This is a genomic window from Sedimenticola selenatireducens DSM 17993 (assembly GCF_000428045.1).
GTDB classification, from domain to species: domain Bacteria; phylum Pseudomonadota; class Gammaproteobacteria; order Chromatiales; family Chromatiaceae; genus Sedimenticola; species Sedimenticola selenatireducens.
Map to the genome: position 1 here is coordinate 12236 of NZ_KE386615.1, position 26706 is coordinate 38941.

A 26706-nucleotide genomic window follows, 5' to 3' on the forward strand; every position below is an offset into this window, starting at 1 on the left:
TTCAGGTCATGTCCTTTATCACGTCTCCCACAGAGTGCAGTCTGTCCGGTCTCGGCGTGCTGGTCACCCGTGCCACACACCAGGCCGCCACCCTGTGTCGTCTGATTGGTGCCCGGGATGGTTTGCCCCTGCGTTTCCCAACCGTGGAAATCACCGATCCGCCCGACGTGGCGCAGGTCGCTGAACAGCTGTCGCACTTCGCCGACTACGATATGGCCATTTTTGTCAGCCCCAATGCGGTGCTCTGGGGCATCAAGTTGTCGCCGGAACAGAAGCTGCCGGCCGGCGTTGCCCTGGCGGCGGTCGGTAAGCGTACTGCCCAGACGCTGGCCGAGTCCGGTTATCCGGTGGATGTGGTGCCGGAATCCTCATTCGATAGCGAGGGCCTGCTGGAAACCCCTGAGCTGAAGGATGTCACCGGCAAGCGGATACTGATCCTGCGCGGCAACGGCGGCCGCGAATTGCTGGCCGAGGAGCTGGCCGAGCGCGGTGCGACGGTGGATTTTGCCGAAGTCTATCGACGCGCCTGTCCCACAACCGATCCTGCGCCGCTGATCCAGCGCTGGCGGGATGATGTGGATGTGGTCACGGTCACCAGCAACATCCTGCTGGACAATCTCTTCACCATGCTGGGTGAAGAGGGGCAGCCGCTGTTGCAACAGACGCCCATGATCGTAATCAGCGACCGCATGCGTCAGCGTGCCCGGGAGCTGGGTTGTCGCGAGGTCTACCTGGCGCGCAGCGCAGATGAGCAGGATCTGTTCGAGGCGATCTGTCTCTGGGCCAGCAACCGCTGAGTAATGATATAGTCTCCTGGCGCACTGGCGGTCGCGAGTTGCACGCAGTATTCCGCTTCGTGCCGCTTTGCTAGACTAGTTAAGGACTCCATGCGGTGATCTGTAGTCACCGAAAAACAGCCATCATCCGGCGCCACAAAAGGTGACCGCTGTTTGAGCAACCAGGGCGGACGGGCCAGGAGTCGGGCATTATCTACACCAACCGGCCGGTCCGGTTGCAACACACAGCCAGACGGAAAAGTGAATGAGCAATAAAGACGCGAAAGATCCAGGCAAGGATGAGGGAGCGGCGGCGCTGCAACAGGCGTCGCAGATCGAGGATGCCGAAATCATTGAATCGACCCCGACCAAACAGGCGCCTTCCGGTACCAGCGCTTCACGCCTGCCCCAATTGTCCCTGGCACTTTCACTCATTGCGCTGGTCCTGCTGTTTGGGGCGCTGGGTTACGGCTATCAATACTGGACCGGGCTGCAGGCATCACTGTTGCGGATGAACGAAGAGCTGGGCAAGGCGGATGCGCAGCAACAGGCGCTGCAAGGCAAACTGTCGGTCGTTGCCCAGGCGTTCGAACAGCAGAAGCAGGAGATCGAGAATCAGCGCAGCGCGCTGGAACTGCAGGAGCAGAAGCTGGTCAGCGAGCGTGAGCGGCTGAGTCAGCAGGCCAGTGAGATGCAGCAGTCACTGGAATCGGTTTACAGCCGGGTCGGTCGCAGCAGCAATGCCTGGATGGCAGCCGAGGCGGAGTACCTGATGCGGGTAGCGAATCACCGGCTCCAGCTGGCGGGAGATGTGGATACCGCGATTCGGGCACTGGAGGCGGCGGATGGCCGTCTGCGCGACAGCGGCGACCCGGGTTGGATCGAGGTACGCGAGCTGCTGGCAAAGGAAATAGCCACCCTGAAAGGAGTGGGGCAGCTGGATCGGGTCGGTCTGGCAGCGAGACTGAATGGACTGAAGGAGCAGGTGAAGGCGCTGAAAATGCTCGGACTCAGTTACACACCCGCCAAGCCGGAGCAGGGCGACGGCCAGGCGGACAGCGCGCAACGCAGTGTGGAGACGCTGCTGAAGGATGGCTGGGAAGGCTTCAAGTCGGTCATGGTGATCCGCCATCGCGACAAACCGGTCAGCGCCATGCTGCCGCCGGAACAGCAGTTTTTCGTCTACCAGAATCTGCAGCTTCAGCTGGAGGCGGCCCGCCTGGCGCTGCTGAAAGGGGATCAGCAACTGTATGGCTCCAGTCTCAAACAGGCGGCTGCCTGGATCGGTGAGTTTTTCGATGCCGATGCGACCGCCACCCAGGCCGCCCAGAAGGAGATCAGTGCGCTGCAATCGGTTGACGTGCATCCCCGGCTACCGGATATCTCAGTCTCCCTGGTGGCGCTGCAGGCACGCGTCAAGGCGACCGGTGACGAGGGCGCCAGATGAGAATACTGATACTTGGATTGCTCGGGCTGGCCGCCTCTGTCTTGTTGGCGCTGGCCGTGAAAGAGGACAACGGCTACATCCTGATCGGCTATGGTCAATGGACCGTGGAAGGGAGTCTGGCGTTCTTCCTGCTGATGAACCTGTTGCTGTTCGGCGCACTCTACCTGACCCTGCGAATAATCTCACGGCTTGGCGCCACCCCCCGAAAATTGCACGACTGGCGTGAGCACCGCGGTGCCAAGCGCGCCCGCAAGGCCTTGACCCAGGGACTGGTGGAGTTGTCCGAAGGCAACTGGAAGCGGGCCGAGCGGGATCTGGTGCGCTTTGCCGGCAAATCGGAAACACCGCTGCTCAACTATCTGGCGGCGGCCCGTTCCGCCCAGCAACAGGACGCCCATGAACGGCGCGATCACTATCTGCAGCTGGCCCATGAAAGCATGCCGGAAGCCGATGTGGCGGTTGGCCTGACCCAGGCCGAGCTGCAGCTAGACCATGCCCAGCTGGAGCAGGCGCTGGCCACCCTCAAACATCTGCGTGAGATCGCCCCGCGCCATACCCATGTGCTGAAGCTGCTCAAGGAGTTGTACCAGCGGTTGGGTGACTGGCGGGAAATGGGCCAGCTTTTACCGGAGCTGAAGAAGCGCAAGGTGGTAGAACCGGATGAACTGCAGGCGCTGGAATTGCGGGTCTTCCAGAATCAGCTCACCGTGGCGGCTCAGGATGAGAATCTCACCCAGTTGCAGACAGTCTGGAACCGCATCCCCGCGGCTATCCGGTTCCGCGAGGAGATGGTCACTACCTATGTCAATCACCTGATGAACAGGGGCGAACACAATCAGGTTGAACGGGTTTTGCACGACGCCATCGACCGCCATTGGAGTGACGATCTGGTTGAGCTCTACGGCCGGGTCCCGGCGGATGACAGCGCCCGTCACTTGTCCATGGCCGAGGCATGGTTGAAGAACCGGCCACGCAGTCCTGTGCTGTTGCTGACCCTGGGTCAGCTCTGTCTGGGTAACAAGCTCTGGGGAAAGGCCCGCACCTATCTGGAGGCGAGTATCGGTATCGAGCCGAGCAGCGCCGCCTACCGGGCGCTGGGCGCGCTGCTGGAGAAAATGGATGAAAAAGAGAAGGCGCTGAGCTGCTTCAAGGCCGGTCTGGAACTGAGCAGCGAACATCCGGCGCCGATGGCACTGCCGGCCTCGCTCAAGCTGCCGGCCGCCAAGCCGGACAACGCCGAAGCCGGCAGTGCGGAGACGCGACCCAAGCTCGAGGTCGTCAACAAGCAGTAAGACATTTGAAGAGTAATCGACCTGTAGGAGCGGCGCCTCGCCGCGATAATCGGCCCGAGGCGGGCCTCCTACAGGGTGCTTCGGCTCCTGATGCTCCCCGGACGCCGCCCGTCATTTATTCGGATTGTCCTGGGCCCACTCGAACACGTCTGAATACATCCGTTCCCGATCCAGACCGGCGCGGGCAAAGGCGTCACGGGCGGCGAAGATCATTACCGGCGGGCCGCTCATGTAGAGATCGTACGGGCTCATGTCCGGGTGGTCGCGCAGCACCGCCTCATGCACAAAGCCCCGTTCACCCTGCCAGTCCGCATCCGGTTCCGAGAGCACCGCCTTGAAGCTGACCCGGGGATGCTCCCGCGCCCACTGTTCGGCCAGTTCCCCCAGGTAGAGATCCTGCTTGCTGCGTACCCCCCAGTAAAGGTGGATAGGACGCGGGTCCTGGATATGGAATGCGTGCTCGATCACCGCCTTGAGCGGGGCGAAGCCGGTGCCGCCGGCCATGAAGACCAGCGGCCGGTCGGAATCTTCCCGCAGATAGAAGCCGCCCATGGGTGCGGCTATCTCCTGGCGGTTGCCTACCCGCATCCGCTCGAAAACATAGTCGGTAAATTCGCCGCCGGGGACATGGCGAATATGCAGTTCAATCAACTCATCGTCGTGCGGGGCATTGGCCATGGAGAATGCGCGGCGCCGACCATCTTCCAGGATAAAATCAAGATACTGGCCAGCCAGATATTGCAGCCGCTCATTCTCCGGCAGGCGCAGGAAGACACGCATCACGTCATGGGAGAGCTGGTCCATCTGCTCCACCGAACAGATCAGGTTACGAATCTCCTCGTCCGCCTCGGTCTCTATCTCGTGGGCGCGCAGGGTGATATCGCTGCTGGGTATCGCCTGGCAAGTCAGGCAGTAGTCATCCGGCCGGTCGCTGGTGATTATCTCGTCGTCATCCGGATAGATGACGCTGCCGGATACCAGGGTACTCGCACAACTTCCACAGGCGCCGTTGCGGCAACCGTAAGGCAGGGAGACGCCATGGCGGTCGGCGGCCTCCAGGATGGTCTCGCCCCGTTCTGTGGTAAAACTGTGTCCACTGGGTTCTACTGTTACTACAAAACTCATAAAATTCCTTCGCTTTTCATCAGGGTATCGGGAAATTCTCTACTATTTTACTGCGAAATACAAAGATCATGACGCATAAAGTGATTATAGGCTGTGGCTATCTGGGACAACGGGTGGCACGGGCCTGTCTGCAACAGGGGCTGCCGGTGACCGGTGTGGTGCGAAGCACGGCGAGTGCCGGGGCCCTGCAAGCGGCGGGGTTGCAGGCCAGGGTGCTGGACCTGGATGTGCCGTCGGACAGCCTGCCTGCACTGCGGGATACCGAACTGTTCTACTTCGCCCCGCCCCCCCGACAGGGGACGGAGGAGACACGGGTGCGCCGGTTGATCGCCGGTTTCGAACAATCCGGCCACCCGCGCAGGGTGGTCTATCTGAGCACCACCGGGGTGTATGGTGACTGTGCCGGTGCCTGGGTGGATGAGACGCGGCCGGCCAATCCCCAGGTGGGCCGGGCCAGGCGGCGCTGGAGTGGGGAGCAGCGGTTTCGTGCCTGGAGTCGCGCCAGTGCTGGCGAACTGGTGATCCTGCGGGTGGCGGGTATCTATGGCCCGGACAAGCTGCCGCTGGCACGGCTGAAACGGGCAGAGCCGACGGTGCGGGAGTCCGAGGCACCCTATACCAACCGCATCCATATCGACGACCTGGTACAGGTCTGTCTGGCGGCCATGGCCCGGGGTGGTAACGGCGAGATCTACAACGTGAGTGATGGCGCGCCCGGTAATATGACCGACTACTTCAACCGGGTGGCCGACTGGGCCGGGTTGCCGCGTCCGCCACAGATATCCCTGGCGGAGGCGCAGTTACAGCTCTCCGCCGGCATGCTCTCCTATCTGCAGGAGTCGCGGCGCCTGGATAGCGGCAAGCTGCAACGGGAATTGGGCGTGGAGTTGCGCTATCCGGATCTTCGCAGCGGCCTTGAGGCGTGTCGTTGAGGTCAGTCGCTTAGTTCGTGCCCACCCCACCAGGCTGGTATTACGATCTTGCCGCGAATCGGCTCGCGGGTGGGCCTCCTAAGATGGCATCGCACAAAAACGGCTGTTGGGATTCGTTCCACTCATCCCAACCTACGCGCTGCACGCTAATGCTTCTCCAGCCACTCCAGAATCGGGTCCCACAGCTCGATGTCCTGCCACACCTGGGACGGGGCCATCTCGAAGATTCCCAGACCCCGTTCGGCGGCGCGGATGTAGTTCTGGCTCTCCCGCAAGTGGGTCAGAAACGGCAGCTCCAGATGGGCCAGGTACTCCTCCAGTTGTCGGTAGATCAGGGTGTTCTCCCGGGTCCGGTTGGCAACGATGGCGATTTTGGTCTGCTTGCGTGACACCCTACCGCTGCTCAGCAGCTCTTCCAGAAAACGGCGGCAGGCGCGCATGTCGATGGGGGAGGGAAGCACCGGCACAATCAGTGACTGCACCTGCTTGAGCATCCTGTCGATCTCGGCGCCATGGGTACCGGCAGGGGCATCCATGATCAAAAAATCGGTGCCACGGGCCGGTTTCACCACGCCCTTCGTCGCATCAATCGCCTCGATGTCCGGAATGCCTTCGTAGTCCTTGCGGGCTTCCAGCCAGTCCAGCGAAGATCCCTGGGGATCGAAGTCGGCAAGTGCCACCGTTGCGCCCTCATCGGCAAACCAGGTGGCGATATTGGTCGCCAGTGTGGTCTTGCCGCAGCCCCCCTTGGCATTCATCAACATGATGGTGCGCATGGTCACTCCTCCTCGGTTCTTGTTTTCAATGGTCCGCAATTATAGCCATAGACCGGTGTGACGATTCAATCACCCGGGAGATTAATGTCCAGACTGCGCCAAATTTCATCCACCCGCTGTTGCACGGCCGCATCCATGGTGATGGGTCGGCCCCATTCGCGTTGTGTCTCGCCCGGCCACTTGTTGGTGGCGTCGAAACCGATCTTGGAGCCGAGGCCGGAGACCGGTGAGGCGAAATCGAGGTAGTCGATCGGCGTGTTTTCGATCAGGGTGGTGTCGCGGGCCGGGTCCATACGGGTGGTCATGGCCCAGATCACGTCGTTCCAGTCGCGCACATTCACATCATCATCGGTGACGATGACAAACTTGGTGTACATGAACTGACGCAGAAAGGACCAGATGCCGAGCATCACCCGCTTGGCATGGCCCGGGTACTGCTTCTTCATCGACACCACTGCCATGCGGTAGGAGCAACCCTCCGGCGGCAGGTAGAAGTCGGCAATCTCCGGGAACTGTTTCTGCAGGATCGGCACGAATACTTCGTTCAGGGCCACTCCCAGAATGGCCGGTTCGTCGGGCGGGCGACCGGTATAGGTGCTGTGGTAAATCGGCTCCCGTCGGTGGGTGATGCGCTCGATGGTGAACACCGGAAAGCTGTCCACCTCGTTGTAGTAGCCGGTGTGATCGCCAAAGGGTCCTTCAGGCGCCATATCATCAGGATAGAGATAGCCCTCCAGCACGAATTCGGCCGACGCCGGGACCTGCAGTTCATTGGTCAGGCTGCGGGCCACCTCGGTGCGGCTGCCGCGCAGCAGACCGGCAAAGGCGTATTCGGACAGGCTGTCGGGTACCGGGGTGACCGCAGCCAGGATGGTGGCCGGGTCGGCGCCCAGGGCGACGCTCACCGGGAACGGCTCGCCCGGATGGCGCTGCTGCCAGTCGCGGAAATCCAGCGCCCCACCCCGGTGTGACAGCCAGCGCATGATCACGCGGTTCCTGCCGATCACCTGCATGCGGTAGATGCCCAGGTTCTGCCGGCTCTTCTCCGGGCCTCGGGTGATCACCAGGCCCCAGGTGATGAGCGGGCCGGCATCGCCGGGCCAGCAGGTCTGGATCGGCAGTTGTGCCAGATCGATCTGATCCTGTTCCAGTACAATCGACTGACAGGCGGGGTGCTTGATCTCCTTGGGCGCCATGTCCAGCACCTTGCGGAATACCGGCAGCTTGGACCAGGCATCCTTCATCCCCTTGGGCGGTTCCGGCTCCTTGAGCATGGCCAGCAGCTTGCCCACCTCGCGCAGTGCCTCCACCGACTCCTCGCCCATGCCGAGGGCGACCCGGCGGGGCGTGCCGAACAGGTTGCCCAGCAGCGGGAAATCGGAGCCCTTGACCCGCTCGAACAGCAGCGCGGGGCCACCGGCACGCAGGGTGCGGTCACAGATCTCGGTCACCTCCAGATAGGGATCCACCTCGATGCTGATCCGCTTCAGCTCCCCCAGGGCCTCCAGTTTTTCAATAAAGTCTCGCAGGTCCGAGTATTTCATATTCTTCTTACCTGTTTACCCACCTGACCTGGCCAGGTGAGGGAAAAGTATTAGCCGCGAATGGATTTAATCCCGATCGTTGCAAAAATCAACCTGTAGGAGCGGCGCCTCGCTGCGAAATCGGCCCGGGCGGGCCTCCTACAGGGTGCCATGCCGGACTCCGACCCCAGCGTCTTGGGCTGTCAGATACGGAAGCCGCCATAGCGTTTTGCCAGGCGGTAGTTTTTGAACGCCACGCCACCGATAAAGCTGAACAACATGGCCAGCAGCAACAGCGGCAGTTCCCAGGCCTTGAAGCGACTTGAGGACTCCTCGGTCGCTGTCGTTGTTTCCATTGCACCGGCGAGCCGGGCGATCTGTTGCAGGCGCTGTTCGAGCTGCCGGTTGACCTGTTGGGCGGTTTCCAGTGCGCTGCTCTCCCGGGTCAGCTCCACCTCACTCGAGACGGTCTCCGCCAGCTGCTGCTCCAGTTCGACAATACGCTGGGCCAGCGCTTCACTGTCATTGCCGGCGCCGTTATCGGTAGACCGTTCATTTTTCAGCAGGGCGTTTTCCGCCTGGGCGTCTGCCAGCTGCCGTTTCAACGCGTTTAGTTCCGGGTCATCCCCGCTGCCGTTCCCGGCGGGCTGCTCCTTTCCCAGCGCCTTGAGCTGGCGCTCGGCATCGCGCAGCTGTTGCTGCAACTGGCTGTTTTTTGCCTGCAGCTCCAGCAGCATGATACGGGCCGGTTTCTCGTCGGTGATGAAGCGGCTCTCCACCCAGCCCTCGCTGCCGTCACCCAGTCGTACCCGGGTAAAATCACCGCGCTTTTCCAGTCGCTCCAGCGGGGTGTCGCTGGGTAGTACCCGGGTGGGCTTTCCGGTGCTGTCCGGGTCGGGGTAGAGGCCGGCCAGCAGCTTGTCGGTGATGCGTGCCCCCTGGGCCATGCCGACTAATACCAAACTTATCAGCAGGGTCAGCAGCAAGCCCTTCCATCCGCTTCCCTTCATGTGCTGATGCCGCTGTGGCGCAACAGGGCTTCGATCTGCGGCTCGCGACCGCGGAAGGCGACGAACAGCTCCATGGCATCCCTGGAGCCACCCTGTTCCAGGATGTTGTGCAAAAATGCTTGTCCGGTCGCCCGGTCGAAAATGCCGTGTTCCTCGAACAGGGAGAAGGCGTCGGCGGAGAGCACCTCGGCCCACTTGTAGCTGTAGTAGCCGGCCGCGTAACCGCCGGCGAAGATGTGCGAAAAGCCGTGGGCGAAGCGGTTGAACGGGGGCGGGATGATTACCGCCACCTGATCGCGCACTTCGCCGAGGATCTGATAGATCCGGCCACCCTGTTGCGGGTCGTACTCGCGGTGCATGCGGAAGTCGAACAGGCTGAACTCCAGTTGCCGCACCATCTGCATGCCGGACTGAAAATTCTTCGCCGCCATCATCTTTTCATACAGCACCTGGGGCAGCGGCTCGCCGCTCTCATAGTGGGCGGCGAACAGGTCCAGCGCCTCGCGCTCCCAGCACCAGTTCTCCATGAACTGGCTGGGTAGCTCCACAGCGTCCCAGGCGACGCCGTTAATGCCGGCCACTCCCGGATAGTCGACCCGGGTCAGCAGATGATGCAGGCCGTGGCCGAACTCGTGGAACAGGGTCTCCACCTCGTCATGGGTGAACAGGGCCGGCTTGTCGCCGACCGGTGGCGAGAAATTGCACACCAGGTAGGCGACCGGTATCTGGTCGCAGCTGGGGGTGAACATGCGCACGATGCACTCGTCCATCCAGGCGCCACCGCGCTTGTTCTGGCGGGCATAGAGATCGAGATAGAACTGGCCCTGCAGCTGGCCGTCGGTATCGCGGATCTCGAAGAAGCGCACCGTGGGGTGCCAGCCTTCAAATTCCGCGACCTCACTGATCTTGATGCCATAGAGTTTATGTACCACCGCGAACAGGCCGTTGAGCACCCGGTCCTCCGGGAAATAGGGTTTCAGCTCTTCCTGGGTGATGGCGTAGCGGTGCTGGCGCAGTTTCTCGCCGTAGTAGCCGATGTCCCACGCCTCCAGCTCTGTCACGCCGTGCTGCTCGCGGGCGAAGTCGGTGAGCTCCGTCAGCTCCTTCTGTGCCTGGGGGCGGGAACGCTCTGCCAGATCGGTTAGAAACTCGATCACCCGGTCGGTACCGGGCGCCATTTTGCGCGCCATGGAGCGCTCGGCGTAGTTGTCGAAGCCGAGGATCTGCGACTGCTCATGGCGTAGCCGCAGGATCTGCTCCATCACCGCGCTGTTGTCCCACTGCCCGGCATGTGGTCCCTGGTCCGAGGCGCGGGTGGCGTAGGCCTCGTACAGTTCCCGGCGCAGTGCCCGGTTGTCGGCATAGGTCATCACCGGCATGTAGGAGGGGAAGTCGAGGGTCAGTAGCCAGCCGTTTTCGCCGCGCTGTTCGGCGGTCTGCTTGGCCAGGCCCAGGGCGCTCTCCGGCAGGCCGGCCAGCTCGGTCGCATCGGCGATCAGCTTGCTCCAGGCGTTGGTGGCGTCCAGCACGTTCTCGCTGTACTTGCTGGTCAGACTGGAGAGCTCCTGGCTGATCTCCTTGAAACGCTGCTTTTTGTCGGCCGGCAGGTCGACACCGGAGAGGTGGAAGTCGCGCAGGGCGTTTTCCAGCAGCTTGCGCTGCGCGCCGTCCAGTGTGGCGTCGTTCTCATACACGGATTTGTAGGCATCGCAGAGCGCGGCGTTCTGGCCCATCTCGGTGCCGTAGTCGGAGAGTTTTGGCAGGCAGGCGTTATAGGCCTGGCGCAGCGCGTCGCTGTTGAGCACCGAGTTGAGATGGCTGACCGGGGACCAGGTGCGGTTGATACGGTCCTCCATGATTTCCAGTGGTTCCACCAGGTTGGCCCAGGTGAAGGGTGGTGTCTGAGCCAGCAGTCTCTCGGTCAGGGCGCGGCTCTCGGCCAGCAGTTGGTCCATGGCCGACTCCACATGCTCGGCGCGTATTTTGCTGAAGGGAGGCAGGCCCTCCAGGTGCAGCAGGGGGTTATCCATGGTGTGCAGGTTCTCCAATGAGTACGGCTTTGGGTGGTTATTCTGACATAAATCCACCCACGGGGTGAGTGTGGTGCCCGCCGCCCACGGGGCGCTCTGTCAGACGAACTATTGGACCGGGCGCAGGCTGAGCAACCAGATGGCAGCACTGCCGGCAAAGAAAAACAGCGCGATGGCACCGAACGCCTTGAGCCGAAAACGCCGCACCAATTCAAAATCGGCCAGGGTGGAGAGCAGGAAGGGGTGGCGGCTGGAGTTGGGCGAGCGCAGCGTGTGCTGCACCAAATGGCGCTGCTGTTCGGCATGGGCCAGGCGTGCCTGGGTCTGTGCCGTCTGGCGTACCATATCCCACTCGCGCGTATCGATCTGACCATCGCGGTTCAGGTCGAAGCGGGCCAGCAGCTGCGCCCGGTCCTGTTTCCATTCGCGCAGCAGACCCCGCATCCACTCACTCTGGCTCCGCCGGTGATCCAGATCATCCAGGCTTTTGAACAGGCCGATGGCATAGAGCCGGTCGCCGGGGTAGAGGCGCTCTTCGGTATAGCGGTAACGTCCACTGCCGATCTCCTGGCTGAGGAATCGGGCCAGCTTCAGCAGTGGTGTCTGTTTCACCCGCTGCCGGCCGGGTGCGCGATTCACCGGGTAGCGCTCACTGCCATACCAGACACTGCGGTCGCTGGGGGTTACCTCGGCCCCCTCGGGATCGATCAGGCAGTGACCGGTCTCATCCTCCAGCAGGAACAGGGCGTCGCTGGTATCGCTCTCCACCGTGCGCCAGTTCTTGTCGCCGCTTTTCTCGATCTTATAGCGGTACCAGCAACAGTCGATACCGGTCAGTGGGGCAAACACCGGTTCACCCGCCATCAATCGGGCGTTGCCCACCAACTCCACATAGCCCTGATGGGCGGAGCGGATCCTCGCCGTGGGCGCATCCTCGATCAGACGGGCGCGACCCAGCCAGCGAAAGGCGTAATAGAGACCGGCCAGGGCGGCAACAGTACAGAACAGTTGCAGCGCCCAGAACTCAAAGTGAGATAGATGGATAAACTGTTCGCTCAGGCTCATCCGTTGAACAGGGATTTCAGGTCCACATCCTGTTTCTCCTCGGCGGAGAACTCTAGCAGCTCGGCGGCCTTGAAATTGAACATCCGGGCAATGATCAGGTCCGGGAACTGCTCGATGCGAACATTGTTGTTATTGACGCTCTCGTTGTAGAACTCGCGGCGGTCGGCAATGCTGTTCTCCAGGCCGGAGATGCGGCTCTGCAGGTGCTGGAAGGTCTCGTTGGCCTTCAGCTCGGGATAGGCCTCGGCCACCGCGAACAGGTTGCCCAGTCCCAGGCGCAGCTGGTTCTCCGCGCCACCCAGGGCACCGATATCGCCCTGCTCCCGGGCACTGGAGACGGCGGCCCGCGCCTGCATTACCCGCTCCAGGGTCTCCTGCTCATACTGCATGTACTGCTTGCAGGTCTCGACCAGCTTGGGCAGTTCGTCGTGGCGCTGTTTCATCAGCACATCGATATTGGCCCACGCCTTGGTGACGCCGTGTTTCAGATTGACCAGGCCGTTGTAGATGGCGATGCCATAGAAGGCGATGACGACCAGAATCCCCAGCGTGACAAATGTACCTATCTCCATAGTGGCTCTCCAGATGAGCGTTTTTTGTTATGCGGTCACTATACTATCCGCAGTCTGTTGGAAAATGCGCGGCCGAATTGAAAAGGGGTGCATTGGCTCACTTCCAGCTACATGCTATTTCACCCGCCACGGCGGCAGATGTTGGGTGCGCCTGGTACTGTGTCGGCCGGGGCGCTGAATGCTTTACAGGGGGTGCGGAGCGCTACTATTCCCGTGTCAGCCGCTTGTCTATGCGCTTGCCCAGAAAGCGGCCCAGCAGCAGTTTGGAACGCTCCGCGATGGAGGCCTCACTGAGGCGCCGCTCCCGCAGCAGCAGCCGATCCATCAGGAAGGACTCCTGGTAGAGGATGTTCTCGACCGGCGGACTGTAGGGGGTGTCAATGGTGATGCGGGCGATACGCCCCAGGTTGATGCCCCGGCCGTCGTCCAGCAGGATCAGGTGCGGGGCCAGTCCCCGGGCCGGGTCGGGACGCGGGAACTCCAGTACGTCAATCAGTTCGAACGGGGTGTCCGAATAGCGGATGCCCATATGGATATCCTCCGGCTTCAGCTCCACCAGATAGATCTCGCTACCGATCGACCGCCGTAACCGCTCCACCTGCTGGCTGTAGTCGGCCGAGGGCCAGATCCGTTCCCGTTCCTGCCTCTCGAACGCCATCCCACGGCAGTTGTCCCGCTCCATTCAGCCTCCGCCTGACATCAGTTTTACTGAACAGCATAGCTGTTTTGGATCAACGGCTAAAGTGCCGTTCAGCCGCCAAGGTTTTGTTCCGGCGGCAGACCCAGTAGACTACCCGCTCCGCGCAACTGAAGCCCGCAACAGGAGATCCTAATGTCCAATATCCGCCCCTTCGACGGCATGGTACCCAAACTGGGTGAATCGGTCTGGGTTGATCCGAGTGCGGTGGTCATCGGCGATGTGGAGATTGGCGACCAGGCCTCGATCTGGCCGATGACAGCGATACGCGGTGACGTCAACAGCATCCGCATCGGTGAGCGCACCAATATCCAGGACGGCAGTGTGCTGCATGTCACTCACGCCAACCCCGCCTCGCCGGGCGGACACGCCCTGACCATTGGCAATGATGTGACGGCGGGACACAAGGTGCTGCTGCACGGCTGTACCATCGGCGATCGTTGCCTGATCGGCATGGGCTCGATCGTGATGGACGGGGCGGTGCTGGAGTCCGACATCATCCTGGCGGCCGGTAGCCTGGTCACCGAGGGGAAGCGGCTGGAAAGCGGATATCTCTGGTGCGGCTCGCCCGCCAAGCGGCTGCGCAAACTGACCGACGAGGAGCTGGCCTTTCTGCCCTATGTGGCGGGCCACTATGTCAAGCTGGCGGAGAAATACCGCGCCGGCTGATGTTTCGGTGGTGAGGTAATATTTCGTTGAATCCGTAGGGTGGATGCGCCGATGCTTATCCACCCTACAACTTTCCATCCGCTTCCGCCGCTTCCTCGGGCGAGTCGTTTCCCGTGGTCGGCCAACGGACGTATTCAGCGCAGGCTGGCGATCACCGGAGCGGTGTCGGGACGCACCCCGCGCCACAGGAGGAAGGATTCGGCGGCCTGCTCCACCAGCATGCCCAGGCCATCCAGCGCCTTGCCGGCCCGGTGACGCTGGCCCCAGCGCACGAAGGCGGTGGGTTCGCTGGCGTACACCATGTCGTAGGTCCAGCCGCCGGCTGTCAGGATACCGCTGGGTAGCGGCGGCACCTCGCCCTGCAGACCGGCCGCCGTGCCGTTAATGATCAGATCAAACCGGTCACCCTCCAGTTCATCCAGCCCACAGCCCCGTATCGGACCCAGGGGTTGCAACGTGGCGGCCAGCCGGCGCGCCTTGTCGGCGGTGCGGTTGGCGATCACCAACTGTTCCGGGCCGCACTCCAGTAGCGGTCGCACCACCCCTTTCGAGGCACCCCCGGCCCCCAGCAGCAGGATACGGCAGCCGCTCAGCAGATAGCCGTGATTGACACTCAGGTCCCGTACCAGCCCGGCGCCGTCGGTGTTGTCACCGCGCAGGCGTCCAGCGTCCAGTGGGACCAGGGTGTTGACCGCCCCGGCGCTCCCGGCGCGGGGCGTGCGTTCATCCGCCAGCGCCCAGGCCTGCTCCTTGAACGGGACGGTGACATTGAGTCCACGCCCGCCGCCGGCGAAGAACTTCCGCACATCTTTGTCGAATCCATCCAGGCGGCCAAGCAGTCGCTCATAGGTCAGGTCCATGCCGGTCTGTTCGGCAAAGGCCCGGTGGATCAGTGGCGATTTGCTGTGTTCGATGGGGTTCCCGATGACGGCGTATCTATCGGTCATGGTCTGGTTCTGCATTGGAAAAGGGGGCGGCGTCAGGCCCGACACCGCCCCCAGATGGTTATTCCGCCAGCCACTCGGCCGCCGTTTTGGCGAAGTAGGTGAGGATGCCGTCGGCGCCTGCCCGCTTGAAGCAGAGCAGTGATTCCAGCACCACCGCCCGTTCATCCAGCCAGCCGTTCATCGAGGCCGCCTTGAGCATGGCGTATTCGCCGCTCACCTGATAGGCGAAGGTGGGTACGCCAAAGTTCTCCTTTACCCGACGCACGATATCCAGATAGGGCATGCCCGGCTTCACCATCACCATGTCGGCGCCCTCATTCAGGTCCAGTTCCACCTCGCGCAGCGCCTCGTCGGAGTTGGCCGGGTCCATCTGGTAGGTGTATTTGTTACCGCCGCCCAGATTGGCTGCCGAGCCCACGGCGTCGCGGAACGGGCCATAGAAGCTGGAGGCGTACTTGGCCGAGTAGGCGAGGATGCGGGTATGGATATGGCCGGCCGACTCCAGCGCCGTGCGCACCTCGCCGATGCGCCCGTCCATCATGTCGGAGGGAGCCACCACGTCGGCGCCGGCAGCGGCATGGGAGATGGCCTGGCGCACCAGTACCTCCACTGTCTCGTCATTCATCACGTAACCCGATTTGTCCAGCAGGCCGTCCTGGCCGTGGGTGGTGAAGGGGTCGAGCGCCACGTCGGTTATCACCCCCAGATCGGGCAGGGCGTCCTTCAGCGCCCGCACCGCACGTTGGGCCAAGCCATCCGGGTTGAACGCCTCCCGCGCATCCAGCGACTTGGCGCTCTGGGGGGTGACCGGAAACAGCGCCATGGCGGGAATGCCCAGTGCGGCCGCCTGCCTGGCCTCCTTGACCAGCAGGTCGATACTCATGCGCTCCACGCCGGGCATGGAGGTCACCGGCTCCCGCTCACCGCTCCCTTCCAGGACGAACACCGGGTAGATAAAGTCAGCCGGAGTCAGTCCGTTTTCGCGCATCAGGCGGCGGGAAAAGTCATCCCGGCGCATGCGGCGGGGACGGGCGGCGGGATAGCGGGCGGATAGGGCGGTTTTACTCTGCATGGGTGAAGCTCCATCGTACAGCCGGTTGAAGGGTCTGGATATGCTGAACAGTCCCATACGATACCGCACCACCCTGCGCGGCTCCACTCAGAGTTGTCCGGATGTGCTATCTTTCCCGGGTTTTTGTCAGCAGATCGGTGGTACGTGGAGTCGGGTATGCAAAAGTCACCCTATATATTTGATGTGGATGTCGAGGGGTTTGACCAGCAGGTGCTGGAGGCGTCGGAAAAGCGGCCGATCCTGGTGGATTTCTGGGCCGAGTGGTGTTCTCCCTGCCTGGCTCTGGCGCCCGCCCTGGAGCGGGTGATAGACGAGCGTGCGGGGGAGGTGTTGCTGGCCAAGGTGGAGGTGGATGACAACATGAAACTGGCCGGTCATTTCCGCCTGCGGGGTTTCCCCACGGTAATCCTGTTTTATCGGAAACAGGAGTTGGGCCGTTTCAGTGGGGCGCGAGCCGTCCACTGGATTGATGAGTGGATTGATCAGCATCTGGGCTAAAAATTCCCGGGGCGGATTGCGATAATCCGGCTTTCTGAAAAATCCTACAGCTCTCTCGGGATAGTTGTGCAGGGGTGTTGGGGGCTACGGCTTACACTCTTCCCGTGGTAGTCGGCGCCTATCCGAAGCCGATTCTTTTTTCCGGAAAACGGCCCGGACACTCTCAAGAAAGTCAACGGATGTCCGCTACAGACTAGGTTGCCCACTTATCGGGACAGATTCTAATTAACCCTGGAAAGGGATCAACAGGGCCTACGGAGACAATAACCATGGGAAAAACAGCTCTGATTTCAGTTGCACGTCGTCAGTTTATTCTGTTGATGTTGCTTGTCTGCCTGCCACTCACTGTTGCCGCGACAGAGTTGGCCGGACCTCAGCAGGTGATTCAGCGTATCTCGGATCAACTGCAGCAGATTCTGATGAATAACCAGGAGCGGATGCTGGAGGATCCGGCATTTGTCTATCAACTGGCCAATGAGGTGCTGATTCCCCATGTGGATTTCGGACATGTATCCAGCCTGGTGCTGGGAAAATACTGGCGCCGGGCCACGGATGAGCAGAAACAGGCGTTTTCTCTTCAGTTCCAGCGCCTGCTGGTCAGGACTTACTCCACTGCCTTCAAGGAATTCCAGGGTTGGGAGATCAGCTACACCCCACTGCGCATGAATGAAGGGGACAGTGACGTGTCGGTACATACCCAGGTGAAGCGCACGGGTGCGCCGCCGGTGGATGTGGTCTATCGCATGCACATCCAGGACGGTGACTGGAAGGCGTATGACGTAAAGATCGAGGGGATCAGCCTGATCACCAATTACCGCTCCAGCTTTGCCAGAGAGGTGCGTCGCAGCGGTATGCACGGCCTGATCCAGCGAATTACCGAACTCAACGACAACCGGGTAAACAGGTGGCTGACAATAGTGCAATCTGAAGATTTGGACCTTGCACAAACAGCAGAAAGTCAAAAAAACGCCTACAGTTTTATCAAGGATAGTCGCTATAACCAGTGAAGGTTTTGAAGATCGTCTCCAGGCTGAACCCAATGTTGCAAAGGGTACATCGTCGCATTAAGGGGGCTGTCATTTCAGCTCCTCAATGCAACTCCTCCGGCGCTTAAAACGGCGCTTTCGGGCTCATCCCCTTCCCAGATGAGTCCGTTTTTTTTTGTCTGTCCCGGTGACCTGCCGCATGAAGGGTGGCCTTTTTGTAGGAACGGCTGGCCGCCGGAGTGGGTTTGATCTGTAGGAGGCCCGCCCCGGGCCGAATTCGCGGCGAGGGCGCCGCTCCTACCAGACCACTCATCCGCGACATATTGTCCCTGACTTGGTGGGGCGTGATGCCCCTATGCGATATTAACCGCGAATGATCCGGCCGGTGGCGCCGTCCCGGATGGTCGAGGGGGCGCGACTTTTTCCCAGCGGCGCATGGATGATGCAGTCCACGTGATTGCCCAGTCGCAGGCGCACCTGCAGCGCGGACCGGGCCGGATGCTGGCCGCTGCGGTTGGCGCTGGTGGACACGATGGGGGATTCGCAGGCCCGACACAGGGCAGCCGCCAGCGGATGGGCGGTGACCCTGACGGCGAGGGTGGCATGAATCCCGGTCAGCCAATATGGCAGATGGTCGGCGGCCGGCAGCAGCCAGGTGTTGGGTCCCGGCCAGCTGGCAAAGATCCGGTTCATCAATGGCTCGGCCAGGGGTTTGATGAAGGGGCGGAGCTGGTTGAAATCGGAAGCGATCAGAATCACGCCCTTTGCAATCGGCCGCTGCTTCAATTTCAGCAGTCTCTCCATGGCCTGCTCGTTCAGGGGGTCGCAACCCAGGCCAAAGACCGCCTCGGTGGGGTAAGCGATGAGGCCGCCGCTGTGGACACAGCGTGCGGCCTCGCGCAGTTTCCAGGGGATGATCGGATGGCTCATCCGTCGCCTGGTCTAGAGGGATGCCTGCAGTTTGGCGTCTTTCTCTATAACTCCGGCTGCGTTGGCCTCGCGGTCTGCCCTGATCCTGGTTGCCAGATCGGGGTCCGACAAGGCCAGAATCTGTGCCGCCAGATAGCCTGCATTCTTGGCGCCGGCCTTGCCCACCGCCACGGTGGCTACCGGAATGCCGCCGGGCATCTGTACGGTGGAGAGCAGTGCATCCATGCCCTGTAGCGGGCCGGCGTCCAGCGGGATGCCGATCACCGGTTTCAGGGTCAGGCCGGCCACGGTGCCGGCCAGGTGGGCGGCCAGTCCGGCGGCGCAGATAAAGGCGGCACAGCCCCGGGTGTCGGCGTCCTTCACGTAGCTGTGGGTGACGTCCGGGGTGCGGTGCGCCGAGGTGATTTTTGCCTCAAACGGGATGCCGAGGGACTTGAGAACATCCATCGTAGACTGAAGAACCGGCAGGTCCGAGTCGGATCCCATCAGAACTGCGATAAAAGGTTTGCTCATGATTCACTACCCAAAATCAATTAAAAACGAGCAGGCAACGATACCGGATTTTATTTTGCCAGGCTACGCCCCAACTCGATTTGTCAGGGAGAAAAGAATCACATTCTTTATGAATTATCAATGCATTGAACAGGGTTTCTCTGTTCATATAGGAAAAATAGTGCAGGAGCTGGCTTCCTGCACTGGCTGATAAATCAAAGGAAGTGTCGATGATGTATGCGAACAAGCGATTAGTCGATCCGGCGGCCTGGTTGCTGGCGTTGCTGTTTCCCACTTTGCTTATCCTGGCGGATGCCCATGCGGCGGCGGAGATCGAGCGGGGTATTAACGAATATGCCGATACCAGCCAGTCTCACCTGAAGTCGCCGGATGACCCTCCGGCCGTGGTCCGGGTCAGCAGTTCCACCGCCGATCACGCGGAGTTCAAGGAGCTGCAGGGACCCTTCGGCAGTGGTCCGGAGGTGACCAAGGCGTGCCTGGGCTGCCATAACGAGGCGGGTCATCAGTTTATGAAAGGCATTCACTGGACCTGGGAATACCAGCATCCGGTGACCGGCCAGACTCTGGGCAAGAAGCACCTGGTCAACAATTTCTGCACCAATGCTCGGGGCAACGAGGGGATGTGTGCCCAGTGTCACGCCGGTTATGGCTGGAAGGACGACAGCTTCGATTTCAGCGATCAGGGCAACATCGACTGTCTGGTCTGTCATGACGCCACCGGCAGCTATTACCGGACCCCCAACTCCCAGGGTAATGCCGCCTGCTCCGTCATGTTCGAGGGCAAGCAGCCAATTGATTGGGCCAAGGTGGCGCAGAGCGTGGCCCTGCCCGACCGCTCGAACTGCGGCACCTGCCACTTTTATGGGGGCGGTGGCGACGGGGTCAAGCATGGTGATATGGATTCATCGCTGAAGCATCCGGACAAGGCCCTGGATGTGCACATGGACGCCCAGGGCCTCAATTTCAGCTGTACCGAGTGTCACCAGGGGGAGGGACACCAGTGGTCCGGCAGTCGCTACAACATGGATGCCAAGGACAGTGAGGGCACCGGCAAGCCGGGACAGCGTCGTCAGGTGGCCACTTGTGAAAGCTGCCACGGCGACACCCCCCATCCGGGCAACAACCTGAAAGCGGTCAAGCTTAACGGGCACACCGACCGGGTCGCCTGCCAGACCTGCCATATCCCCACCTTTGCGCGTGGCGGTGTCGCCACCAAGACCGACTGGGACTGGCGAACCGCCGGCAAGTTGAAGGACGGTGAAGGCTTCAAGCTGAAGGAGTACACCCAGGGCAACGGCGAACACCGCGCCACCTACAAATCGATTAAGGGTGATTTTAAATACGGTGAAAACCTGAAGCCCAGCTACGCCTGGTTTGACGGTGTGATGAACTACACCACCATCGACACGAAATTCGACCCGCAAGCGGGCCCGGTAAAAATCAACAGCTTCAACGGTGCCTACGATGACCCGGCATCCCGCATCTGGCCGTTCAAGCAGATGCACACCACCCAGCCCTACGACAAGGGCAACAACACCCTGGTCTACATGCACCTGTGGGGCGATGATCCGGACTCTTTCTGGGGCAACTACGATTTCGGCCGCGCCATCAAGGTGGGCATGGAGAGGAACGGCAAACCCTACTCCGGGGAGCACGGTTTTATCGACACTGTCTCCTATTGGCCCATCACCCACATGGTGGCCCCCAAGGAGCAGGCGCTGGCCTGCGCCGAGTGCCACGCCAAAGAGGGTCGCCTGAGTGAGCTGAACGGCTTCTACATGCCGGGACGTGACGGCTTCGGCTGGCTCGACATACTCGGCTATATGGCCGTGATCGGTGCGTTGTTGGTGGCGCTTGGACACGGCATGGTGAGGATTGTGATGTGCAAGAAGCGGGTCACTGAACACTGCAAGGACGGGGAGTAATCGACATGGCAAAACGAGAGAAACATGCAGTAACCATCTATACCCGTTATGAACGCTTCTGGCACTGGACCCAGGCCCTGCTGATTTTCCTGCTGGCGTTCACCGGTTTCGGCCTGCACGGTACCCACCATCTGCTGCCGTTTTCCAAGGCGGTGATGCTGCACACCTTCGCTGCCATTGCACTGATCCTGCTGTGGATCTTTACCACATTCTGGAATTTCACCACCGGCAACTGGCGCCAGTTCCTGCCCAACACCAAAGGGTTGTTCGCGGTCATCCGCTACTACGCCTGGGGTATCCTGTTTGGTGAGGATCATCCCCACAAAAAGACCCTGCGGCGCAAACAGAATGCCCTGCAGGGGCTGGCCTATCTCACCTTCATGGTGCTGATCGGTCCGGCGCTCTGGCTCACCGGCATTATTTACCTGCTGTACGATCTCTGGAACGAGATCCCCGGCGCTGCCAATGGCCTGTTCGTGGTCGCCTTTCTGCATACCGCAGCGGCGTTCCTGATGGTCACCTTCGTCATTATCCACATCTACATGACCACCACCGGCAAGACCCCGCTGCACTACATCAAGACCATGATCAGCGGCGTCGAGCGCGTCGAGTTGACCGAGGTGGAGCGCGCCTATCTGGCCGAGGAGCATCCGGAACGGCTGAAGGAGTAACGGATGGGCGTGTATTGGTAGTGATTGATGCGGTTGACCGATACAAGCCGGGTGCCAGCTCTCCCTTACGATGGTCGCACCCGTAGGGCGCCCCGTGGGCGCCATCGATCGATTCGGTTAACAGCCATGGGCCGAGTCATCGGCCCGCCTGCTACGGACTATGCTTAAGAAGCAGTCTGTCAGTTAGAGGTGATGGCGATGGATAACACCGATCAGCGGCCCCCGCTCTGGGTGGGTCATATTTTCCTGGCGACCAACCGGCTGGCTCAGACCGCCGGGTTCATGCGGCAGATTGGTATGCGCCCGGTGACCCAGGGCGATGAATACGCGGTTTTTGAACTGCGCGGCGGTACTCACCTGGTCCTCTCTCTGGTAAAACAGCTCACCCCGGCCGAGGCCGATTTTGATCTGATGGTGGATGACCTGGAGGCGACTCATCGCCGGTTTGCCGAACTCGGACTGAATCCCTCACCCATCGAACCGGGTAAAATCCATGCCAGCTTCAATATCCAGGAGCCGGCCGGCAACCGCATTCGGGTACTCTCCAGCCACGTGGGGAAGAATCCGGTATAACCCCCGGGGGCATCCGGAGGGGCGCATGAAAGAAGGCCCAGGGATCAAAAATCGGCCGCCAGCCTGGATGGCGAAGGTGGAACAGCTCGGCCTGTTCCCGACCCCGGTCTGGACATTCCATCTGACCACGGAGGCCCGGGAGCGGGTAAGCGGCGAGCTTGTCCCGCTGCTCGACCGGCTCCGCCCCGCGCCCGCGGAACGGGCAACGGACCGGGGTTGGCAGTCGCCACAGGATCTGCACCGGCAGCAGGAGTGCGCCACCCTGATAGGCTGCATCAATGAGAGTATTGCGAGTGTCCTGCGCTATCTGAAGATTGGCTATGACGTGTTCGAGATCACCGGTTGCTGGGCCAACGTGAACCCTCCGGGCGCGGCCCACCGCAGCCACAGCCACCCCAACAACTACCTCAGTGGCGTCTATTATCTGCGCGTCCCCGCGGGTGCCGACACCATCAACTTCCACGATCCCCGGGTACAGACCGCTATCATCCGTCCGCCTGTCACAGCGCTGACCGCAGCCAATACCGATCAGGTCGTGGTGCGGGTAGAACCCGGGAGCCTGTTGCTCTTTCCCGCCTGGCTGGAACACTCGGTCGATGCCAACGGCAGTGACAGCGAGCGTATCAGTATCAGCTTCAACATGATGTTTTCCGCCTTTGCCGAACAGCTGGGCAAGCCCTTGTGGTGAATGGCGGGAGCGGATTTCCCAGGCGGGTTGCCAATACATCATGTCCCGGTCATGCCAACCAGCCCCGACACTGTTTTCCCTGTTTGGGCGTGGCTTGACTGGACACCCTTGGCGTGTACAAATGGATCGACCCATACCCGGGTGTAGTCAGTAAAAGGTCAAAAAAATTATATGAAAATTATCCGTATCCTCCTCCCAGTCATGCTGTTCATGTTAACCAGCCCGTCAAGCGCGGCGGATGACTTGGCACTGCAGAAGATTGCCGACAATGTCTATGCAATTGTCGGTGAGCTGGGGAACCGCACACCGGAGAACCTGGGCAACAATGCCACCTTTGGCTTTGTCGTCACCTCGGCCGGTGTTGTGCTGATCGACTCCGGCGGTACCTTCCAGGGGGCGCAGCGACTCCATCGGGTGATCAAGAGTGTCACCGATAAACCCGTTGTCACGGTGATCAACAGCGGCGGTCAGGACCACCGCTGGATGGGTAACGGTTATTTCAAACAGCAGGGCGCCCAGGTCCTGGCCAGTGCGGATGCGGTGGCTGACCAGCGGGCCCGCAGTCGGGACCAGTTCATCCTGCTGGGCAACCTGGTCGGCCAGGAGGGGCTGGCGGGAACCGAGGCGAATTATGCAGACCAGACCTTCGGCGATAAAACCCGGTTTGAGACCGGTGGCGTGGCGTTTGAAATCTACCATGCCGGGCAGGCGCACACGCCGGGTGACAGCTATATCTGGCTGCCCGAACAGCAGGTGATGTTCACCGGCGATATCGTCTATACCGAGCGCATGCTGGGCGTGGGCGGCCAGTCCAACAGCAAAAGCTGGATCAAGGTCTATGAATCCATGGCGGCCTTTGCACCCGATGTGGTAGTGCCCGGCCATGGCCACCCCACCACACTCGAAAAGGCTGATGCAGATACCTACGGCTACCTGAAGTTCTTACGCAACAGCGTGGCGGAGTTTTTTGGCAACGGCGGGGACATTTCAAAAATCGGTACCGTCGACCAGTCCCGCTACAATTACCTGCTCAATTTTGAAACCCTGGCGGGAAGAAACGCCCAACAGGTATACACCGAGCTGGAATGGGAGTAGCTGGGAGGCGAATAACCCTCTAGCGGGCCACGCCGCGAATGCGCCAGAACACCGGAAAACGCGGCTTGCCATGGCGGGTCCAGCCGTGGTGCTTAAAGGTAATGGTGCTGCCGATAGAAGGCGGGTCGCGCCGTTCGGCATCACTCAATCCCGAGCCGACGGCAAAGCGGGTGCCGTCCGGCAGTTCCACTTTGAGTGAACCCACCATCCCTGTGTACTTACCCTTGCCGGGGTTGTAACCCACCACCTTTGCCTCGGTGTCGTCAAAGCGCTTGTACTTGCGCAGATGCTCGCTGCGTCCCGACTGGTAGGGGGAGGCGGCAGCGCGCAGCATGACCCCCTCGCCATCCTGCGCCTCAATGGTATCCAGCACCTGTTCCAAATGCGTCCGTCCCGTACAGCGGGTCTGTGTTGCTATCCTGACGGAGGAAGGTGGCTGTTGCGCCAACCACTGCTCGATCACCTTAATGCGCTCCTCAAATGGTCCCGCCTGTCCCGGCGCATCGAAAATCAGGTAGCGGACCTCCTTCCAGCCCGGACCGGGTTTGCGGTCACGCACGGTCGCCAGCGTCACCGCGAAGCGGCCACGCCCGGCCCATAGCTCACCGTCAACCGGGAATGGCGGCAGGCTGGTACGGAAAGTTACCGGTAGCGCAAGGGCCTCACCGCCCCGGCTCAGCATCCGCGTGCCGTCCCAGTAGCCGCGCACCCCGTCGTACTTCTCGCTCAGCCACCAGCCGGTCGGGTCATCGCCTGGATGCCAGACCGTCGCCAGCATCAGTTTGGGCGCATCAGCGTTGACAGGACTGCCGGGAAAGAACAGACCAATCAGGCACAGCATTAAAAAAGAGAAATGAAGAGAGAGTCTCATGGCGTAACAAGCTCCTTTTGTTGCGCAATGTAGCAATGGGTGAATTTTATGCGGTATCCGGAACCAGCGGTTCGACTAACCGGGGCCTTCACTCTCAACAGTTTAGGCGAACCACATCGCACACGCTAACGCGGTGTGGTAGTTATTTCAATCCGCGCCCCCGCGTGGGGGGCGACCAGCTATCGCTTCCGGATGCAACAGCAGGGAGAGGTTTCAATCCGCGCCCCCGCGTGGGGGGCGACAATCGCCCGCCGTGGCTACGCTGGGGATAATCTCGTTTCAATCCGCGCCCCCGCGTGGGGGGCGACGGCCCTCGAGGAGAGGGGGTAACGAGCGATGTGTGTTTCAATCCGCGCCCCCGCGTGGGGGGCGACCCATCGTCTCCTCGGCGGACCCCTCGCCCCGGTAGTTTCAATCCGCGCCCCCGCGTGGGGGGCGACGTTTGCCCAGCATCCCAGCAAGGGCCTGACCCCGGTTTCAATCCGCGCCCCCGCGTGGGGGGCGACACAAGTGGCAGCAGGCACGCGTTGGATTTCTCAGGTTTCAATCCGCGCCCCCGCGTGGGGGGCGACAAGGCACGGAACTGGCGCCACCGTTCCTGCCAGGTTTCAATCCGCGCCCCCGCGTGGGGGGCGACATCCGCCTCCATGCTTTCAATTTCGGCCTCGATGTTTCAATCCGCGCCCCCGCGTGGGGGGCGACGCATCCAGTTGCGCGAGGCCCCGCGTCGGTTTTTTGTTTCAATCCGCGCCCCCGCGTGGGGGGCGACGTAAGTGGCGCGATGTTGATTCACCGTTTCGGCAGTTTCAATCCGCGCCCCCGCGTGGGGGGCGACTGCCCAGAAGCGCACTCAGCAATTCGGGTCATCTGGTTTCAATCCGCGCCCCCGCGTGGGGGCGACCTATTCATCGTGGCCAGTCAAGGCAAGGCATCATTGTTTCAATCCGCGCCCCCGCGTGGGGGGCGACAGATTTGTTATGCGAGGAGTTTGATATGTGGGTGTTTCAATCCGCGCCCCCGCGTGGGGGGCGACGATCACGGTGCCGTCATCCTCGAAGATCAGGTCCGTTTCAATCCGCGCCCCCGCGTGGGGGGCGACGTTTGAGTATTTGCTTACTGTGATAAACGGCCCTGTTTCAATCCGCGCCCCCGCGTGGGGGGCGACGGCACCATGCAACAGCCGGTCTACACCGTCCAGGGTTTCAATCCGCGCCCCCGCGTGGGGGGCGACCATGACCAACAGCTGTTGCGATTATTGGGAGTCGTTTCAATCCGCGCCCCCGCGTGGGGGGCGACAGGGCCATGCAATGACGGGTGAGGCTATCAACGTGTTTCAATCCGCGCCCCCGCGTGGGGGGCGACGGTTCGCGGGCATGCGCCGATCCGCGTAGCCTGGTTTCAATCCGCGCCCCCGCGTGGGGGGCGACCGGTTTTGGTGATCTGATAGATACGGGCGTTTTTGTTTCAATCCGCGCCCCCGCGTGGGGGGCGACATAAGGACGAGCCCGTCAACGTGACGGCTATTGAAGTTTCAATCCGCGCCCCCGCGTGGGGGGCGACATACCACGAATGGGAAAAGGTGCGAGATAGAAACGTTTCAATCCGCGCCCCCGCGTGGGGGGCGACTAATAGGCCTTGACCGGCACACCGCCACGCCAGTGTTTCAATCCGCGCCCCCGCGTGGGGGGCGACCCGTTGACAGGGTGATAGAAAACCATCTTAATAGGTTTCAATCCGCGCCCCCGCGTGGGGGGCGACGCGTATTACGGCCCGCTCCTGGCTGCGTGACGGTGTTTCAATCCGCGCCCCCGCGTGGGGGGCGACACGATCGAGGCCAAGGTTTACGCGACACTCGCGCTGTTTCAATCCGCGCCCCCGCGTGGGGGGCGACAGCATGCGGCCGGGCACATCTCGACTATTAAGAGGTTTCAATCCGCGCCCCCGCGTGGGGGGCGACTGTAGGACCATTGGGCCTATAGTATTTATCAAGGGTTTCAATCCGCGCCCCCGCGTGGGGGGCGAC

At 61.4% G+C, this 26706-nt stretch carries 25 protein-coding genes and 1 CRISPR repeat array; of the genes, 12 read left to right on the plus strand and 13 right to left on the minus strand.

Translation table 11 applies throughout. The annotated features are described in order from the left end of the window. Window positions 1–8: 8 nt before the first annotated feature. The 3 genes from A3GO_RS24690 (at window position 9) to A3GO_RS0119485 (ending at window position 3515) form a co-directional block, all read left to right on the plus strand. Window positions 9–797, plus strand: coding sequence for a uroporphyrinogen-III synthase (locus A3GO_RS24690; RefSeq protein WP_245621795.1), 789 nt, complete (start codon window positions 9–11; stop codon window positions 795–797). Window positions 798–1041: 244 nt separating this feature from the next. Next, on the plus strand, window positions 1042–2223 hold the full coding sequence (locus tag A3GO_RS0119480; RefSeq protein WP_029134818.1) for a uroporphyrinogen-III C-methyltransferase: 1182 nt from the start codon (window positions 1042–1044) through the stop codon (window positions 2221–2223). After that, window positions 2220–3515 carry a heme biosynthesis HemY N-terminal domain-containing protein gene (locus A3GO_RS0119485; protein ID WP_029134819.1) on the plus strand — a complete coding sequence of 432 codons (1296 nt, stop codon included), beginning with the start codon at window positions 2220–2222 and terminating at the stop codon, window positions 3513–3515. The genes A3GO_RS0119480 and A3GO_RS0119485 overlap by 4 nt, the downstream gene beginning before the upstream one ends. A 111-nt stretch (window positions 3516–3626) precedes the next feature. Here the strand turns inward: A3GO_RS0119485 and A3GO_RS0119490 are convergent, their stop codons facing one another. Continuing rightward, complete coding sequence (locus A3GO_RS0119490) at window positions 3627–4640, minus strand: CDP-6-deoxy-delta-3,4-glucoseen reductase (protein WP_029134820.1); 1014 nt, start codon at window positions 4638–4640, stop codon at window positions 3627–3629. A 68-nt stretch (window positions 4641–4708) separates the two neighbouring features. Here A3GO_RS0119490 and A3GO_RS0119495 point away from each other — a divergent pair, with 68 nt between their 5' ends. Beyond that, entirely contained in the window at window positions 4709–5572 is an 864-nt protein-coding gene (locus tag A3GO_RS0119495; RefSeq protein WP_029134821.1) for an SDR family oxidoreductase, read from the plus strand. A gap of 146 nt (window positions 5573–5718) precedes the next feature. On the opposite strand, the gene A3GO_RS0119500 is transcribed toward A3GO_RS0119495, so the two are convergent. The 7 genes from A3GO_RS0119500 to A3GO_RS0119530 all read right to left on the minus strand — a co-directional run bounded on the left by A3GO_RS0119500 (window position 5719) and on the right by A3GO_RS0119530 (window position 13230). Next, entirely contained in the window at window positions 5719–6348 is a 630-nt protein-coding gene (locus A3GO_RS0119500; RefSeq protein WP_029134822.1) for a nucleotide-binding protein, read from the minus strand. A 65-nt stretch (window positions 6349–6413) separates the two neighbouring features. Next, the gene (ubiD, locus tag A3GO_RS0119505) at window positions 6414–7892 is read right to left on the minus strand and encodes a 4-hydroxy-3-polyprenylbenzoate decarboxylase (RefSeq protein ID WP_029134823.1); all 1479 of its coding nucleotides are present in this window, start codon (window positions 7890–7892) and stop codon (window positions 6414–6416) included. 182 nt (window positions 7893–8074) lie between these two features. Continuing rightward, complete coding sequence (locus tag A3GO_RS0119510; RefSeq protein ID WP_029134824.1) at window positions 8075–8881, minus strand: TIGR04211 family SH3 domain-containing protein; 807 nt, start codon at window positions 8879–8881, stop codon at window positions 8075–8077. Beyond that, a complete protein-coding gene (gene prlC / locus A3GO_RS0119515; RefSeq protein WP_029134825.1) occupies window positions 8878–10911 on the minus strand; it encodes an oligopeptidase A in 2034 nt (677 codons plus the stop codon). Before prlC ends, A3GO_RS0119510 begins: the two co-directional genes overlap by 4 nt. Before the next feature lie 108 nt (window positions 10912–11019). Next, complete coding sequence (locus tag A3GO_RS0119520; RefSeq protein ID WP_051302677.1) at window positions 11020–11976, minus strand: GIDE domain-containing protein; 957 nt, start codon at window positions 11974–11976, stop codon at window positions 11020–11022. Next, on the minus strand, window positions 11973–12548 hold the full coding sequence (locus A3GO_RS0119525) for a LemA family protein (protein ID WP_029134827.1): 576 nt from the start codon (window positions 12546–12548) through the stop codon (window positions 11973–11975). The genes A3GO_RS0119520 and A3GO_RS0119525 overlap by 4 nt, the downstream gene beginning before the upstream one ends. Window positions 12549–12753: 205 nt before the next feature. Next, window positions 12754–13230: a hypothetical protein gene (locus A3GO_RS0119530; protein WP_245621796.1), complete on the minus strand. Its 477-nt coding sequence runs from the start codon at window positions 13228–13230 to the stop codon at window positions 12754–12756. Between the two features lie 150 nt (window positions 13231–13380). Between A3GO_RS0119530 and A3GO_RS0119535 the strand changes: the two genes are divergently transcribed. Continuing rightward, the gene (locus tag A3GO_RS0119535; RefSeq protein ID WP_029134829.1) at window positions 13381–13914 is read left to right on the plus strand and encodes a gamma carbonic anhydrase family protein; all 534 of its coding nucleotides are present in this window, start codon (window positions 13381–13383) and stop codon (window positions 13912–13914) included. Between the two features lie 134 nt (window positions 13915–14048). Here A3GO_RS0119535 and aroE read toward each other — a convergent pair whose 3' ends face one another. Both aroE and hemB read right to left on the minus strand, forming a co-directional pair. After that, complete coding sequence (gene aroE / locus A3GO_RS0119540; protein WP_029134830.1) at window positions 14049–14861, minus strand: shikimate dehydrogenase; 813 nt, start codon at window positions 14859–14861, stop codon at window positions 14049–14051. A 58-nt stretch (window positions 14862–14919) separates the two neighbouring features. After that, window positions 14920–15933, minus strand: a complete 1014-nt coding sequence (gene hemB, locus A3GO_RS0119545; RefSeq protein WP_029134831.1) for a porphobilinogen synthase — start codon at window positions 15931–15933, stop codon at window positions 14920–14922. A gap of 156 nt (window positions 15934–16089) precedes the next feature. Here hemB and A3GO_RS0119550 point away from each other — a divergent pair, with 156 nt between their 5' ends. Then, window positions 16090–16431 (plus strand): thioredoxin family protein, encoded by a 342-nt coding sequence (locus tag A3GO_RS0119550; protein WP_029134832.1) that lies wholly within the window; start codon window positions 16090–16092, stop codon window positions 16429–16431. A 269-nt stretch (window positions 16432–16700) separates the two neighbouring features. Continuing rightward, window positions 16701–17438 carry an MlaC/ttg2D family ABC transporter substrate-binding protein gene (locus tag A3GO_RS24695; protein ID WP_051302679.1) on the plus strand — a complete coding sequence of 246 codons (738 nt, stop codon included), beginning with the start codon at window positions 16701–16703 and terminating at the stop codon, window positions 17436–17438. Between the two features lie 342 nt (window positions 17439–17780). Here A3GO_RS24695 and tsaC read toward each other — a convergent pair whose 3' ends face one another. Both tsaC and purE read right to left on the minus strand, forming a co-directional pair. Next, complete coding sequence (gene tsaC / locus A3GO_RS0119560; protein WP_029134833.1) at window positions 17781–18347, minus strand: L-threonylcarbamoyladenylate synthase type 1 TsaC; 567 nt, start codon at window positions 18345–18347, stop codon at window positions 17781–17783. A gap of 12 nt (window positions 18348–18359) precedes the next feature. Next, window positions 18360–18860 carry a 5-(carboxyamino)imidazole ribonucleotide mutase gene (gene purE / locus A3GO_RS0119565; protein ID WP_029134834.1) on the minus strand — a complete coding sequence of 167 codons (501 nt, stop codon included), beginning with the start codon at window positions 18858–18860 and terminating at the stop codon, window positions 18360–18362. A gap of 209 nt (window positions 18861–19069) precedes the next feature. On the opposite strand from purE, the gene A3GO_RS24700 reads away from it, so the two are divergent. The 5 genes from A3GO_RS24700 to A3GO_RS0119595 all read left to right on the plus strand — a co-directional run bounded on the left by A3GO_RS24700 (window position 19070) and on the right by A3GO_RS0119595 (window position 23812). After that, a complete protein-coding gene (locus A3GO_RS24700) occupies window positions 19070–20785 on the plus strand; it encodes a tetrathionate reductase family octaheme c-type cytochrome (RefSeq protein WP_245621797.1) in 1716 nt (571 codons plus the stop codon). Between the two features lie 5 nt (window positions 20786–20790). After that, window positions 20791–21456 (plus strand): cytochrome b/b6 domain-containing protein, encoded by a 666-nt coding sequence (locus A3GO_RS0119580; RefSeq protein WP_029134836.1) that lies wholly within the window; start codon window positions 20791–20793, stop codon window positions 21454–21456. A gap of 198 nt (window positions 21457–21654) precedes the next feature. Then, window positions 21655–22029, plus strand: coding sequence for a VOC family protein (locus A3GO_RS0119585; RefSeq protein ID WP_037376129.1), 375 nt, complete (start codon window positions 21655–21657; stop codon window positions 22027–22029). A 25-nt stretch (window positions 22030–22054) separates the two neighbouring features. After that, a complete protein-coding gene (locus tag A3GO_RS0119590) occupies window positions 22055–22717 on the plus strand; it encodes a 2OG-Fe(II) oxygenase family protein (protein ID WP_245621798.1) in 663 nt (220 codons plus the stop codon). Between the two features lie 171 nt (window positions 22718–22888). Further along, window positions 22889–23812 carry an MBL fold metallo-hydrolase gene (locus tag A3GO_RS0119595; RefSeq protein WP_029134839.1) on the plus strand — a complete coding sequence of 308 codons (924 nt, stop codon included), beginning with the start codon at window positions 22889–22891 and terminating at the stop codon, window positions 23810–23812. A gap of 19 nt (window positions 23813–23831) precedes the next feature. Here the strand turns inward: A3GO_RS0119595 and A3GO_RS24705 are convergent, their stop codons facing one another. Next, on the minus strand, window positions 23832–24683 hold the full coding sequence (locus tag A3GO_RS24705; protein ID WP_084610270.1) for a DNA ligase: 852 nt from the start codon (window positions 24681–24683) through the stop codon (window positions 23832–23834). A 144-nt stretch (window positions 24684–24827) separates the two neighbouring features. Beyond that, a CRISPR array of direct repeats spans window positions 24828–26706; the repeat unit is 32 nt; unit sequence GTTTCAATCCGCGCCCCCGCGTGGGGGGCGAC.